Here is a 15,232-nt window from a genome sequence, read left to right as displayed (position 1 = left end):
CAACGTCACGCGTGGCACGCCTTCATTTCAACGCACGCGCCAGCACCCGCGCTACGTGCACCGCATCGACACCAGCGCCGTCGTGTATCTGATGCCGACAACTCGTGCCATCCGCCACCATCACCGTGTCGCTGTCCAGCTTGCGCACGGCGGGTAGCAGCGACAGTTCTGCCATAGCCTGCGAGGTTGCATAGTGCTCCGCCTCGTAGCCAAAGCTGCCGGCCATGCCACAGCACGATGACTCCACCGTCGCGACGGTCAACTCAGGAATCCACTTCAACACGGTTTGCACCGGCGTGAAGGCATCGAACGCTTTCTGATGGCAATGGCCATGCACCAGCGCTTTTTGCGTGGGCAACGGTTTGAGGTCGAGCGTCAGACGCCCCGCCTTTTGCTCGCGCACGAGAAACTCTTCGAACAGGAATGCGGACTTCGCCAGCCGCTGCGCTTCCTCACCAAAACCGTAGTGAAGAAATTCGTCGCGCAACGACAGCAGACATGACGGCTCCAGGCCCACGATCGGCACACCGCGTTCGACGAACGGACGGAACGTGTCCAGCATGCGTCGCGCTTCCTCTTTCGCCTGATCGACCAGCCCGGCTGCCAGGAAGGTACGGCCACAGCACACCGGCCGCTCGCCCGCCCGCGTGTTGAAGTGCACCGTATAGCCTGCAGCCTCGAGCACCTGCTGCGCAGCGCGCGCGTTCTCCGGTTCCATGTTGTTGTTGAACGTATCCACGAACAACAACACTTCCTTCACGGTGCCATCGGCGGTAGCACGTGGCTTCACGGTCGTCGATGCTGTGGACAGAAACGGCGTGCGAAAACGCGGCAGCGAGCGCTGCGGCGCAAAGCCCACCGCGCGTTTGAACCACGTGGACAGCAACGGCGCGCGGTCGGCGAGCGCCAGCAGCCCCGGCACCTTGCCTGCCAGCGGCGCATAGCGCGGCATGAAGGCCACCAGCTTGTCGCGCATCCTGATACCGTGCCGGCTCGCGCGCGCCGCACGCGCTTCGATCTTCAGCTTGGCCATGTCGACGCCAGTCGGACAGTCGCGCTTGCATCCCTTGCACGAGACGCACAGGTCGAGCGTGTCCTTGACGTCATCACTCGCAAGCCCGTCTTCACCCAGTTGGCCTGAGATCGCGAGCCGCAAGGTATTCGCGCGTCCACGCGTGACGTGCTGCTCGTCCTTGGTCACACGGTAGCTCGGACACATCGTCCCCGCATCGAATTTGCGGCAATGGCCGTTGTTGTTGCACATCTCGACCGCTTTGGCGAGGCCGCCAGAGAGGTCGTTGCCGGTGCCCGGCAAGGTCTCGCGTCCCGTGAGCGGATCGCGTTCTACGTTCCACGCAGACCAGTCGAGCGCAGTCGTGAGCGTCCGCTCCTTGTAGCCTGGAGCGAAGCGGAAATTGCGCGCGTCGTCCATCTTCGGCGGCCGCACGATCTTGTCCGGATTGAAGCGATTGTCCGGGTCGAAGAGCGCCTTGATCTCGCTGAATGCCTCGTTGATGCGCGGCCCGTACTGCCAGGCCACCCACTCGCCGCGACACAGGCCGTCGCCGTGTTCGCCCGAATACGCGCCCTTGTATTCCTGCACCAGCGCCGCCGCTTCTTCGGCGATGGCGCGCATTTTCAGCGCACCGTCGCGCCGCATGTCGAGAATCGGCCGCACGTGCAGCGTGCCGACGCTCGCGTGAGCATACCAGGTCCCTTCCGTGTGATGCCGGTGGAACACCTCGGTCAGCTTGCTGGTGTATTCAGCGAGGTGCTCGAGCGGCACGGCGCAGTCTTCGATGAAGGACACCGGCTTGCCGTCACCCTTCATGCTCATCATGATGTTGAGCCCCGCCTTGCGGACTTCCCACAAGGCCTTTTGCTCGTTCGCGTCGGGCATCTGCACGACGGAATCCGGCAGGCCGAGATCGGCCATCAGCTCGGTCAACTGTTTGAGGCCGGCGAGTTGCGTAGCGCGGTCTTCGCCCGCGAATTCCACCAGCAGGATCGCTTCCGGCTGCCCCACCAGCGCCTTTTCGATCACCGGACGGAACGCCGGATTGCTGATCGCCAGATCGATCATCGTGCGGTCCACCAGTTCCACCGCCACCGGCTTCAGTTTGACGATGTGCTGGGTCAGGTCCATCGCCTGCCAGAAGGTCGGGAAGTTGACCACGCCGAGCGCTTTATGCGCGGGCAATGGTGCAAGCTGCAACGTCAACTGCCGGCTGAAGGCGAGCGTGCCCTCCGAGCCGACCAGCAGATGCGCGAGGTTGGCGACACCATCGTCGGTATAGGCGCGTGGGTTCTGGCAGTCGAACAGGTCGATGTTGTAGCCCGCTACCCGGCGCAGCACTTTGGGCACCCGCGCCACGATTTCATCGCGCTCGCGCTGTGCAATACGCTTCACGCCTTCGACGATCTGCTGCAGACGCGCGCCTTGCGGCGTCTCGTGCAATGACGCGAAGCGCGCTTCGCTGCCGTCGGCGAGGATGGCGTCGATGGCAGCGACGTTGTGCACCATGTTGCCGTACTCGATGGAGCGCGAGCCGCACGAGTTGTTGCCGGCCATGCCGCCAATCGTGCACTGCGCGGCGGTCGAGACATCCACCGGAAACCACAGGCCGTGCGGCTTCAGCCACGCGTTCAGATGATCGAGCACGACGCCCGGCTCGACCGTCACCGTGCGGGCTTCGGCATCGAACGAGACGATATTGTTGAGCCACTTGCTGGTGTCCACCACCAGCGCTTCGCCGACCGTCTGTCCGCACTGGCTCGTGCCGGCGCCGCGCGCAAGCAGCGGCACCTTCTCGCTGCGCGCCACTTCAAGCGCCATGCGCAGGTCATCCTGATCGCGCGGCACCACCACGCCGATGGGCGTGATCTGATAGATCGACGCGTCCGTTGCATAGCGGCCGCGACTGGCCGCATCGAACAGCACGTCGCCGCGGATGGCGCTGCGCAGCCGGTTGGCAAGCGGCGTGGTCAGGCGCGCGGTGGATGGAACCAGATGAATCGGTTTGACGAGCAAGGGGGAAGCGGCATTCGTCATAGCGTCGGCTCGCAAAAAGCTTTTAGTAGAGCGTCACGCTGATGGGCGCGAATCCTTCGATACGTCCATGCGCGGTACCTGCGCTCTGCGGGAAGAACATGCCGGTGTAGGAACCGGTGGTGATGACCATGTCAGGCGTGACAGCAAGACCGCGCTCCACCGCGCAGTGATTCACGAGCCACGTCAGCAGACGGCGCGGATCGCCACACGGATTGGCTGGTGTTGCGCGCACCACGTCTTCGCCTTTGAAACTGAAGCGCAGCGACGGCGCCTCAAACGGGAAATCTTCGCGGTACGGAATGAACTCGCCGAGGATCAGCGCGCCGTTATTTTGCAGATCGGCCAGTTGCGCGAGCTTGTCGACATTCGGCCAGGCCGCGAAGCGGCTCGCGACGATTTCGATGGTCGTGCCCATCGATTCGATGCCGGCATGCACCTCGGCTTCGCTATACGGCTCGCTGGCCGGCTCGAAGCGACGGCCGAAGCGGAACGCAATCTCCAGTTCGAGGCCGAGCGGCGTGAATGCATCGCGCCGCAGATTCACGCCGTCGCGATAGATATCGTGGTCCGGCAGCGGCGCGCCCTGAATCGGGCCGCTCGCCGACTTTGCGCCAATCTTCCAGCCGCCGATCTGCGCGTCGATACGCTGCAGGATGTCGTGCTGGATCGTGTAGGCGGCGTTGGCGTCGACGGGCGTCAATTCCGCCGGCAGTGCGTCGAGCGTCTGATGGTCGCGTCGCGCGGCGGCGAGGCGTTCGCTCAAGGTTTCGATCGTGGTCATCGTCTTGCGTGTCTTGCGTGAATAGTGAAAACGAAAGCAGTCGGCGCAGCTCAGGCCTCGAGGGTCGAAGCAGGTTGCGCGGGATGAGCAACGGCGCCCGCGAAACGGCTTTCCGGTTGCATGCGAAACGCCAGCACCACGCCCACGGCCATCAGCAGCATGCTGCCGAGAAACGGCAGTTCCCAGCTACCAAAGCGGTCGATCAGAAAACCGCCGACCACCGGCGAGATGATCGCGGCGAGCGCCGAGCCGGTATTCATCATGCCGCTCGCGGTGCCCGCATATTCCGGCGCGATGTCCATCGGAATGGCCCACATCGGACCGATCGTCATCTCGGCAAAGAAGAAGCCAGCCGAGAGACAGGCCATCGACACATACAGGTTGTGCGCGAACATCAACGGCACCAGCACGGCCAGCGTGCACAACATGCACAACGACACCATCCAGCTACGCGCGCGCTTCAGGCTGCCCGTGCGCGTGTAGATCCAGTCCGTCACGATGCCGCCCAGCGTATCGCCGAGCACACCCGCAAAAAACACGGTGGATGCGAACAGCGCGGACTTCTGCAGTTCGAGGTGGTAGCTATGCAGGAAGTACTGCGGAATCCAGCTCAGGAAAAGCCACAGCGTCCAGCCATAGCAGAAGTACACAATCGTCACCGGCGCCATGCGGCGAAACAGCGCCTTCCACGGCACGTTGGCGGGCTTCGATTTGGGGAGCGGCAACACGTCCAGCTCGGCCCGCGTGATACGCGGATGGTCCTTCGGATGCTCCGTGAAGGTCAGCGACCACACCACCACCCACAGCAGACTGAACACGCCGCAGATGTAGAACGATTCACGCCAGCCCCACGTCGCCATCACGAGCACGATCACACCTGGCGCGACCGCATTGCCGATCCGCGAGGCGGCATGCGTGATGCCCTGCGCGAAGCCGCGCTTTTCCTTGGCGACCCAGCGCGCCATCGCGGCCGTGGAAGCGGGAAAGGTAGCGCCTTCACCGAAACCGAGCAGCAGACGCGCAGCGAGCAGTGACAGCAGACCGCCGGCAAGACCGGTCAGGATGGTGGCAACTGCCCACAATGCGCCGCAGAAAATCAGCGTGCGACGCGCGCCGAAGCGGTCACTCACCCAGCCGCCAATCACCTGAAACACGAGGTACGGGTACGCGAATGCGGAAAAGACCAGGCCGATCTGCGTATGCGAAAGATGGAATTCCTTGCCGAAGCCAGCCGCTGCGGTGCTGACGTTGACGCGGTCAAGGTAGGTGATGAAATACATGATGCATAGCATCACTAAAACGATACTGGTCGCACTGGTCACACGAAACCGCTTCATCGTCTGTCTCCGTTACTGGGTCGGCCGTGCGCGTCGAGGGCGCGCGGCGTCAGGATTCCCCGAGCGTGCGCGGCAGCGACGCGACATTGCGCGTCGCCCCTGCCACCGCACGGTTTCTCAAGGAAGAGGCTGGGCTTTCTGCTTTACGTCTTCGCCCCGGTTTCCTTGAGTCCCTTCTCGCTCTTTTTAAACAAAGCTTTTGATGCTTTCGATGGCCTGGCGCTTTGCCCATGCCTGGTCACGTGCTCAGTTATGTGCTCAGTTACGTGCTCAGTTATGTGAGCGGGCGCCCGGCTCAGCGTGTGAGTCAGGCAGCCACCTTCAGACTGGTGGTTTGCGGCTGCGACGCCAGCCATTCCATTGCGGCCGGCAAGCCGCTTGCAGCAACCGGAACGCCTGCCAGTTTCAGCCCCATCTCGCAACCGGCCAGCGTAGCGAGCAAGGTCAGATCGTTGCAATCACCCAGATGGCCGATGCGGAACATGCGCCCCTTCATCTTGCCGAGCCCGGTGCCGAGCGACATGTCGAAGCGCTCGTAGATGGTCTTGCGCACCGCGTCGGCGTCGATGCCCTCGGGCATCATCACGCCCGTCAGGACCGGGCTATACACCGCAGGGTCCGCACATTGAATCTCGAGGCCCCACGCACGTACCGCGCGACGGGTCGCTTCGGCGAGGCGCTCATGGCGCGCGAACACGTTGTCGAGCCCTTCGCCGAGGATCATGTCGAGCGCTTCGGAAAGGCCGTAGAGCAGATTCGTGTTCGGCGTGTAGGGCCAGTAGCCGGACTTGTTCATCTCGATGATGTCGGTCCAGTCCCAGAAGCTGCGCGGCAGTTTGGCCTGCTTGCCGGCCGCGATGGCCTTCGGCGACACCGCGTTGAAGCTGATGCCCGGCGGCAGCATCAAACCCTTTTGCGAGCCCGACACGGTGACGTCCACGCCCCAATCGTCATGGCGATAATCCGCGCAGGCGAGACCCGAAATCGTGTCCACCAGCAGCAGCGCCGGGTGACCGGCCGCGTCGATGGCGCGGCGCACCGCAGCGATATCGGACGTGACGCCCGTCGAGGTTTCGTTGTGGACCACACACACCGCCTTGATGGCGTGCTGCGTGTCTTCGCGCAGACGCGCTTCGATCATTTGCGGCTGCACGCCGCGGCGCCAGCCTTCGATGCCCGGCAAGCCGAGGAACTCCGGTTTGAGGCCGAGACTCTCGGCCATCTTTTTCCACAGCGTGGCGAAGTGGCCGGTCTCGAACATCAGCACGTGATCGCCGGGGCTCAGCGTGTTCGACAACGCGGCCTCCCATGCGCCCGTGCCGGACGCCGGATAGATCACCACCGGTTGTTGCGTCTTGAAGATCTTCTTGATGCCCTCGAGCACCTTCAACCCGAGCGCGCCGAACTCCGGACCGCGGTGATCGATGGTCGGATAGCTCATCGCACGCAGGATCCGGTCGGGCACCGGGCTCGGGCCGGGGATCTGCAGGAAGTGGCGGCCAGCGGGATGAAAATCTAACTTGAGCATCGGTCTTCTCCAATTGAATTTTGCATTCAAAAAACTATATCAGACGATCGGTGACACTCCCAAGACGAAAATCGCAGGACGGCACGGGTGTTTACCCTCCGTATTACAATGGGATGAGGTTCCGATAAAATCGGCTCCAACAGAATGTGAGGGCTTTTTGTATGCAAAATTCGGAGTTCGATGCGGGCGCTGCCGCCTCCGCGCTGATGCCGAAAGTCGAGCGGCAGCGGCTGCACGACACGGTGGTGGAGCACATCCGCCGCTTTATCGTCGAGGGCGTGCTGGCGCCGGGCAAGAAACTGAACGAGCGCGAGTTATGCGAGACGCTCGGCATCTCGCGCACGCCGTTGCGCGAAGCGCTGAAGGTGTTGGCGGCAGAAGGCCTGATCGAAATCTGGCCGAATCGCGGCGCGTCCGTGTCGAAGATGTCCGAGGCCGAGTTGCGCGAGACCTTCGAGTTGATGAGCGGTCTCGAAGCGTTTTCAGGCGAGCTGGCCGCCGAGCGGATGACTGCCGTGGAGCTTGCCGAGATCAAGGCGCTGCACTACGCGATGCTGGCGTGCCGCGCGCAAAACGATCTCGCGGGTTACTACAGCCGCAACCAGGCGATTCACGACAAGATCAACGAAGCCGCACGCAACTCGGCGCTGCGGCAAACCTATATTTCGGTGAACCGGCGTTTGCAGGCGTTGCGTTTCCGCTCGAACTTCCAGATTCCGAAGTGGGACCGCGCGATCCATGATCACGGGGAGATGCTCGAGGCACTCGAGGCGCGCGATGGCAAACGGCTGAGCGCGATCCTGCGGCAGCATTTGCTGGATAAGCGTGATGCGGTGTTGCAGGTGCAGTCGCAAGAAGCGGTGGTGGCGGAGGGCGAGCAGCCGTCGTGATGGGGGTTGTGAAGCGTTCTCCGCTCATATCTTCGGCACTCCGCAACGATCTCGGAACGAACGCGAACCCGTCATCAAGGTTGTGAGAATGTCGCGCTGTGCAGTGCGCCAACTTCTGACGAACGCTCTGTTCGCCACTCACACGGAAGCAACTTCCGTATCCCACTTGTCCACAGAAATTGTTCGCAACCCTGTGGACAACTCACGCACAGCTACTCCAAGTATCTGACGCATCACGACTATCCTCCTGAGGCCCAGACGCAGGCACGCTGTCGGCATGCGCACTGTCCTATGGTAGAACGTCAGTTCCCTCCATGACGTGACCTTGCCGAGCTAGCCTATGTCCACTGTCGCGGCCTTCAAACTCGTGCTGCTGTCTCTCATCGCGATGATCGCGCTCCAGCTTCTCGCGAAGCGCCTGCGCTTTCCGCCCGCTGCCGCGCTGTTGATCGGCGGGGCCGCGATGGCCTTCGTGCCGGGACTGCCGCCTGTCACGCTCGATCCCGCGCTGGTGCTAATCGTCTTTCTGCCGCCCTTGCTGATGGACGGCGCCTACTTCTCGGTGTGGGCCGAGTTCAAACGCAATCTTGGCGGCATCCTGCTGCTCGCGATCGGCGCAGTCGGCTTCACGACGCTGGTGGTGGGCGTGGTCGTCCACGCGATCGCGCCGGGTCTGCCGTGGGGCGCGTGTTTCGCGCTCGGCGCCGTGGTCTCGCCGCCTGACGCCGTGGCCGCGAAAGCAGTGCTCGAACGCGTCGCGCTGCCGCAGCGTCTGATGGTCCTGCTCGAAGGCGAAAGCCTGCTCAATGACGCCGCCGGCCTGGTGCTGTTTCGCTTCGCGGTCGCCGCCGCGCTCACCGGCACGTTCAGCATCCAGCACGCGGTCGCCAGCTTCGCAATTCTTGCGGTGGGCGGCGTCGCAGTTGGTGTCGCGATTGGCTTCCTCGTGGTGAAGCTGCTGCGCTATCTCGACGACGGCTATCTGATCATCACCGCTTCAGTTCTCTCAGCGTGGATCAGCTACATCGTCGGCGATATGCTCGACGTGTCGAGCGTCATCGCCACCGTGAGTTGCGGCATGATGCTCGGCTGGTATCAGCACGAAATCTTTTCCGCTGCGGTGCGCACGCGCGGCGTCGCCTTCTGGCAGGTCGTGATCTTCCTGATGGAAGCGCTGGTCTTCATTCTGATCGGACTGTCGCTGCGCAGCGTGGTCATGCGCCTGGGCGGCCTCGGTGATGCGTTGATTGCCTTCGCGCCAGCGGTGGGCGCAGTGCTCGCGGCCGTCGTGCTGTCCCGCTTCGTGTGGGTGTTCGGCGTCGAATCATTGCAGAGTCTCGTCTGCAAACTGTTGCGCCGCGCCGATGGCACACCCGACTGGCGCGCCGCAACCGTCACGAGCTGGGCGGGCATGCGCGGCGTCGTGACACTCGCGGTTGCGTTGTCATTGCCCGATGCCATGCCGGGACGCGACCTGATCCTCGTGTCCGCATTCGCCGTCATCCTGGTGACGGTGCTTGGCCAGGGGACGACGATTGGTGCGCTGATCCGCTGGGTTCAGCCAACTGGCGCAGGCCAGCATGAATCACACTATCTCAGCGAGCCGCGCGCGTGGGCACGTCTGGAAGCCGCGCAACTCGCCGCGATTCAGCCGCTCGTACACGGCGCCGATGGCAGTGTGATTCATCCACGCCTGCTCGAACAATACAGTTACCGGGCGCGTATCACGGCGGCGCATCAGGATGAGTCGGCGTTCCCCGCTGATGCACGCGCGGCCCATTACGATGTCGTGCTCGCCGCGGTCGCCGCGGGACGCGTCGAACTATTGCGCATGCATCGCTCGGGAGAGATCGGCGACGATTTGCTGACCATCCTGGAACACGATCTCGATCTGCAAGAGATTGCCGCGCAGCACGGGCGTGGATGAGTTTGTTTGTGGATCCATTGCAAACGCAGTGATTGCGCTCCTGAAAAGTCTCACCTTTCGCGCGCCGCGTTCTGCGAGGTGCGAAGATTGCCTTCGCCGAAACTCACCGCTTCATAACGCTGAACGGCGCAGAAAACTGCTTGTACGAGGCACGATTTACCTTTTGTGACAGCGCTTTCTCGACCCTGTGAGCGTTCGACCCGAGTTCATAGGTGAGGATATTCGGGAGCACGGTGCTGATGCGAGGGGTAACCAGACGATTACATTGAGTGAAGCGCCGATACCTGGAAATCCTCACCTTTATGGTCTGGAGACTTGCCTCTGTTGAGAGCGCGACGTACCGGGACCTTTGCTATGCTCATGCGTGTTCAGTGTCGGCATCCTGATCGCCATGACAGGGCGCGCCGACTTTTGGCTTACGCGCTTCCTTCGCAAACGTCCTGCGCAAACACAGGCCCGAGCCAATCACACGACAGCTTCAAACCATAGCGCGCTCATCGGCCCGCTGACTGAAGCATCCCAGTTCTACAAGAGGTTCATTCGATGCGTACTGTCGCCGTTGCGATCTTTCCTGGCGTGCAAGCGCTCGACGTCGCCGGGCCGGTCGATGTCTTCGCTGAAGCCAATCAGTTCGTGCCAGCCGACCAGCGCTACGAGGTGACCTTGCTGGGCGCCGAACGCGGCACGGTACGGGCCTCCAACGGCATGACGCTGGTGGCGGACGACACCTTTGAGCAGACCGGCCCGACTTTCGACCTCGCGCTTGTGGCAGGCGGCCCGGCGCTGCCGGATAGCACGCCCGACGCCCGGCTCACCGACTGGCTCGCCAACGTGGCCGCGAAGTGCGAGCGGTACGGCTCCATTTGCACCGGCGCCTTCGCACTGGGCCACGCGGGCCTGCTCGATGAGCGCAACGTGACGACGCACTGGCAACACGCGGCACAACTGGCCACGCAGTTTCCACGCGCACGTGTCGACTACGACCGCATTTATCTGCGTGACGAAGCGCTCGTGACGTCAGCGGGCGTGACGGCGGGTATCGACCTTTCGCTTGCACTCGTCGCCGAAGATCATGGGCCGCGTACCGCGCTTGCCGTGGCAAAGCGTCTTGTGGTCTTCGCACAGCGGCAAGGCGGACAGTCCCAGTTCAGCCCGTACCTGACGGCACCCGCCGACGAAACCTCAGCGGTGGCACGCGTCCAGGCGCACGTGATGGAACACATCGGCGAAAGCTTCACCGTCAAGCAGCTCGCGGACGTGGCCGGTATGAGCGCGCGCAACTTTGCCCGCGTGTTCGTGCAGGAAACGAACGTCACGCCGCACGAGTTTGTCGAGCGTGCCCGAGTGGATGCGGCACGCAAGCAACTCGAAAGCACGGCCGCTGCGCTGAAGACAATCGCCTACGATTGCGGCTTCGGCACTGCGGACCGCATGCGCATTGTGTTTGTACGACGTATCGGCGCGACGCCGATGCAGTATCGCGAGCGGTTCCGGTCAGCCTGATTTGACCTGACGTGAGAAAATAGCGGTCTGCTTTGCCCGCTGTACCGCTCGATTCTCTCCCCCCCTTTTTGCCTGCTGGCACGATCATCACCATGTCCTCATCCACCTCATCCACCTCAACTATTACTCGCGCCATCGTTACCGGACACACTCGAGGTCTCGGTGCCGCACTCGCCGAACAACTGCTTGCCCGCGATATCGCCGTGCTGGGCCTGTCCCGCACGACCAATGTCGCGCTCGCCGGGCAATTCCCGCAGAACTTGCAGCAAGTGGAGCTCGATCTCGCCAACTCCGCGGATGTCGCGCACTGGCTTTCGGGCGACACGCTCAGCCAATTCGTCGACGGTGCCAACACCGTGCTGCTCTTCAACAACGCGGGCACCGTGCAGCCCATAGGCCCGGCCGAAGGTCAGAATGTCACCGCGATTGCAACGGCGGTGAGCCTGAATGTCGCCACGCCGCTGATGCTGGCAAGCGCCGTCGCGGCGACCAGCGTTTCGGCGACCGACCGTCGCATCGTCCACATTTCGAGCGGCGCAGCCCGCAACGCCTACGCGGGCTGGAGCGTTTACTGCGCGACCAAGGCGGCGCTCGATCATCACGCTCGCGCGGTTGCGCTCGATGCAAACCGCGCCTTGCGAATCTGCAGCCTCGCACCGGGTGTGGTGGATACCGACATGCAGGCACAGATTCGCAGCAGCGGCAAAGAGCAATTCCCACTGCGCGAAAAATTCGAAGAACTCAAGCGTAATGGACAGCTCGTTTCACCTGAGCAGTGCGCCGCTCAACTGATCGACTACACGTTGAGCGAAGCCTTCGGCCACACGCCGGTTGCGGACATACGTGAGGTCGCGCAGCGCGGCTGACGCACCGTACGTTTCGCGTGCGCCGCTCCCGAATATCCTCACCTGTCCGCCGTTCGCGCGGTTGAGTGGGTCAGGATGTGACTTGCGGCGGACGCGTTGGTGAGCCTTCTTCAATTGCTGCTTTCCTGCTTCATCGCATTACCCAGGCACGTGCCACGTCGAACTAATCCGGCGCATCTTTCGTGAGACTTGAATTTAGCACCGCGAGGCACGCTCGCCTACCCCGTTAGCCATTCGGCCAGGGTCTTGTATACACAACGATGCGTTGGCACTTTCGCCCCGCAGGTTGTGACATTTTCCAAATATTTTCGCACTCCCGAAAATACTCACCCTTCCGGTTTTTTCAAACGAATCTTGCCAAATAATTAGGATATCGAATTTTACAAACAATACTGTATTGCCATCCTGGCCGAACGGCCTGGTTGACGGAATCCAAGGCGGCTCGTAAAGTCTTTTCTCCAGGCGGCAGCAAAGCCGCGGCACCCCACCGGATGAAACGAGGGCCGAAGCACCCAGCTTCGTCGCCGTTCATTCGTTCCACGTATATGAGGAGACGTCCATGAGCACTGTCACCAAAAAGCCGCTGCGCAGTCAGGCCTGGTTCGGGAAAGCTGACAAAGACGGCTTTATTCACCGCTCGTGGATGAAAAACCAGGGTTTGCCGCATCATCTGTTCGACGGCCGACCCGTCATTGGCATCTGCAACACGTGGTCGGAACTCACACCGTGCAACGCGCACTTCCGCGAACTGGCGGAGTACGTCAAGAAAGGCGTGTACGAGGCGGGAGGCTTCCCGGTTGAATTCCCGGTCATGTCACTGGGTGAGTCCAACCTGCGGCCCACGGCCATGCTGTTTCGCAACCTGGCGTCGATGGATGTCGAAGAGTCCATTCGTGGCAATCCCATTGACGGCGTCATCCTGCTATGCGGTTGCGACAAGACCACGCCCGCACTTCTGATGGGCGCGGCGTCGTGCAACCTCCCTTCGCTCGCCGTCTCGGGCGGCCCCATGCTCAATGGCCGCTATCGTGGCCACACGCTTGGATCGGGCACAGGCGTATGGCAGATGTCCGAGCAGGTGCGCGCCGGCACGATGAAAATGGAGGAGTTTGTCGAAGCGGAGAGTTGCATGAACCGCTCGCGCGGCCACTGCATGACAATGGGCACGGCATCGACAATGGCAAGTATGGTCGAGGCGCTCGGCATGGGACTGCCGCACAACGCGGCCATTCCGGCGGTTGACGCGCGCCGTCAGGTGCTGGCTCACATGGCGGGGCGGCGCATCGTCGAGATGGTTCACGAAGACCTCACCATGAGCAAGATTCTGACGCGCGAAGCGTTTGAAAATGCCATTCGCGCCAATGCCGCGATTGGTGGTTCGACCAACGCCGTGGTGCATCTGCTCGCCATTGCCGGGCGCATCGGCGTCGATCTGAAGCTGGAAGACTGGGAGCGCGGATCCGAGGTGCCTTGCCTCGTGAATCTGCAACCCTCGGGCGAGTTTCTGATGGAAGACTTCTATTACGCAGGCGGCTTGCCGGCCGTGTTGCGCGAGCTTGGCGAAGGGCAGTTGCTACACCGCGATGCGTTGACGGTGAACGGCAAGACGATCTGGGACAACGTCAGTCAGGCCGAATGTTTCGACCGCAAGGTTGTCTTTCCGCTCGCGGAACCCTTCAAACCCAAGGCGGGCATTGCAGTGCTCAAGGGCAATCTTGCACCGGACGGCGCAGTCATCAAACCGTCCGCAGCCACCGCGGAATTGCTGCAACACCGTGGTCGCGCCGTGGTGTTCGAAAGCGTCGAAGATCTGCACGCCCGTATCAACGACGAGAGCCTCGATATCGACGCTAACTGCGTCATGGTGCTCAAGGGAGCGGGTCCGAAGGGATACCCCGGTTTCGCGGAGGTCGGCAACATGCCTTTGCCGCCTAAGGTATTGAAGCAAGGCATTACCGACATGGTGCGCATCTCCGACGGGCGCATGAGCGGCACCGCGTACGGCGCCGTGGTCCTGCACGTCGCCCCGGAGGCTGCAGCCGGTGGCACGCTCGCGCTGGTTCAGGACGGCGACATGATCGAACTCGACGTTGCGGGAAGGCGGCTGCATCTCGACGTCGACGACGCCGAACTGGCGCGTCGCCGCGCGGCGTGGAAGGCGCCCGAAGCGCCCCAACGCGGCTGGTACAAGCTCTACGTCAATAGTGTCCAGCAAGCGAATCTGGGCGCCGATCTGGATTTCCTGGTCGGGTCGAGCGGTGCGGCAGTGCCGCGGGATTCGCACTGAGGGTCGGGTAATGTCGACGCAATCGCTCCCGGCGGGCATACCGCGACCTAACATCGCCGGTATTTATCCGATCCTTTATGCATTCTTCGATCGCGACAACCGCCTTGACCGGTCTGCGATGCGTCGGCAGATGCAGGCCATCGTGCGCTCGCAAGCGCCGGGCGCAGCCATGCTCGGCCTTGCTACCGAGGTCAACAAACTCTCGCAATCCGAACGGGAGCAGGTCATCCGCTGGGCGATCGAAGACAGCGAAGGCGCGTTGCCGCTGATGGTCACCATCAGTGGCGCAACGGTCGCCGCGCAGCGCGACCTCGCGCATTTCGCGGTATCCGCAGGCGCGACGCAGTTGATCCTGCAACCGCCAGCATTGCCCGCCGGAGAGACACCTCGCCCCGAAGCGTTCTATTTTGATTTCTTTGCATCAGTGATGCAGGGGTTCGACGTGCCGGTGGGCATCCAGAACGCGCCCGAGTATCTCGGCGTGGGCCTCTCGTCCGAAAGCCTCGAACGATTGGCCATTCAGTGTCCGAATTTTCGTTTGCTCAAAGGCGAAGGGCCGTCAATCGTGCTGGCAGAAACTGTCGCGAGAGTTGGACACTTGATGCCTGTGCTGAACGGGCGCGGCGGTCTGGAGCTGGTCGACAATCTGCGCGCCGGATGCGCTGGCATGATCGTGGCGCCGGATTGCTTCGACTGGCAACAACGCGTCTACGACGCGTTCGCAGGCGGAGACATGGCTCGCGCACAACAGCTCTATCAAGAAGTCCTGCCGGCCATCGTATTTGTCATGCAGTCGCTCGATACGCTGATCTGTTACGGCAAACGTATCGCCGCCTGGCGGATGGGCTTCGACGTAGAGCACGACCGCAACACGGCAATGCGTCCAACCCGCTTTGGGCTCGATGCGGCGCGGCGCTTTGCTCTGTGGCTCGGTCCGTTGCCGTAGTTTTGCGTTGCCGTTGTGCAGCGCCCGCCTGTTAACGAAGTGCGCTGCGCCGGAGCCGCGCCCCCCGAAAAAGCTCACCTTTCGCCCGGAAAGCTGCGCCAGAGCGCGATGTCAT

The 15,232-nt window shown here is 62.4% G+C and carries 10 protein-coding genes; 6 read left to right on the top strand and 4 right to left on the bottom strand.

Annotated elements, in window-relative coordinates; genetic code table 11:
- Nucleotides 1-22: 22 nt before the first annotated feature.
- From D0B32_RS02350 to D0B32_RS02335, 4 genes are all read right to left on the bottom strand, one after another.
- Nucleotides 23-3,052 (bottom strand): FAD-binding and (Fe-S)-binding domain-containing protein, encoded by a 3,030-nt coding sequence (locus D0B32_RS02350; protein WP_117332067.1) that lies wholly within the window; start codon nucleotides 3,050-3,052, stop codon nucleotides 23-25.
- 22 nt (nucleotides 3,053-3,074) lie between these two features.
- Nucleotides 3,075-3,833, bottom strand: a complete 759-nt coding sequence (locus D0B32_RS02345) for a 2-keto-4-pentenoate hydratase (protein ID WP_117332066.1) — start codon at nucleotides 3,831-3,833, stop codon at nucleotides 3,075-3,077.
- A 50-nt stretch (nucleotides 3,834-3,883) separates the two neighbouring features.
- Nucleotides 3,884-5,170, bottom strand: coding sequence for an MFS transporter (locus D0B32_RS02340; protein ID WP_117332065.1), 1,287 nt, complete (start codon nucleotides 5,168-5,170; stop codon nucleotides 3,884-3,886).
- 307 nt (nucleotides 5,171-5,477) lie between these two features.
- Complete coding sequence (locus D0B32_RS02335; protein WP_117332064.1) at nucleotides 5,478-6,698, bottom strand: alanine--glyoxylate aminotransferase family protein; 1,221 nt, start codon at nucleotides 6,696-6,698, stop codon at nucleotides 5,478-5,480.
- Nucleotides 6,699-6,859: 161 nt separating this feature from the next.
- Here D0B32_RS02335 and D0B32_RS02330 point away from each other — a divergent pair, with 161 nt between their 5' ends.
- The 6 genes from D0B32_RS02330 (at nucleotide 6,860) to D0B32_RS02305 (ending at nucleotide 15,117) form a co-directional block, all read left to right on the top strand.
- Complete coding sequence (locus tag D0B32_RS02330) at nucleotides 6,860-7,588, top strand: GntR family transcriptional regulator (RefSeq protein WP_117332063.1); 729 nt, start codon at nucleotides 6,860-6,862, stop codon at nucleotides 7,586-7,588.
- A 340-nt stretch (nucleotides 7,589-7,928) separates the two neighbouring features.
- Complete coding sequence (locus D0B32_RS02325; RefSeq protein ID WP_117332062.1) at nucleotides 7,929-9,515, top strand: Na+/H+ antiporter; 1,587 nt, start codon at nucleotides 7,929-7,931, stop codon at nucleotides 9,513-9,515.
- A gap of 543 nt (nucleotides 9,516-10,058) precedes the next feature.
- Entirely contained in the window at nucleotides 10,059-11,018 is a 960-nt protein-coding gene (locus D0B32_RS02320) for a GlxA family transcriptional regulator (RefSeq protein ID WP_117332061.1), read from the top strand.
- A 92-nt stretch (nucleotides 11,019-11,110) separates the two neighbouring features.
- Nucleotides 11,111-11,884 carry an SDR family oxidoreductase gene (locus tag D0B32_RS02315; protein WP_117332060.1) on the top strand — a complete coding sequence of 258 codons (774 nt, stop codon included), beginning with the start codon at nucleotides 11,111-11,113 and terminating at the stop codon, nucleotides 11,882-11,884.
- A gap of 559 nt (nucleotides 11,885-12,443) precedes the next feature.
- Entirely contained in the window at nucleotides 12,444-14,171 is a 1,728-nt protein-coding gene (locus D0B32_RS02310) for an IlvD/Edd family dehydratase (protein ID WP_117332059.1), read from the top strand.
- A gap of 10 nt (nucleotides 14,172-14,181) precedes the next feature.
- The gene (locus D0B32_RS02305; protein WP_181969695.1) at nucleotides 14,182-15,117 is read left to right on the top strand and encodes a dihydrodipicolinate synthase family protein; all 936 of its coding nucleotides are present in this window, start codon (nucleotides 14,182-14,184) and stop codon (nucleotides 15,115-15,117) included.
- Nucleotides 15,118-15,232 lie beyond the last annotated feature (115 nt).

It is taken from the genome of Paraburkholderia sp. DHOC27, from assembly GCF_003429005.1.
In the GTDB taxonomy this organism is placed as follows: domain Bacteria; phylum Pseudomonadota; class Gammaproteobacteria; order Burkholderiales; family Burkholderiaceae; genus Paraburkholderia.
The sequence above is the reverse complement of the archived record's forward strand: the minus strand, read 5'-3'. Positions and strand labels throughout refer to the sequence as shown.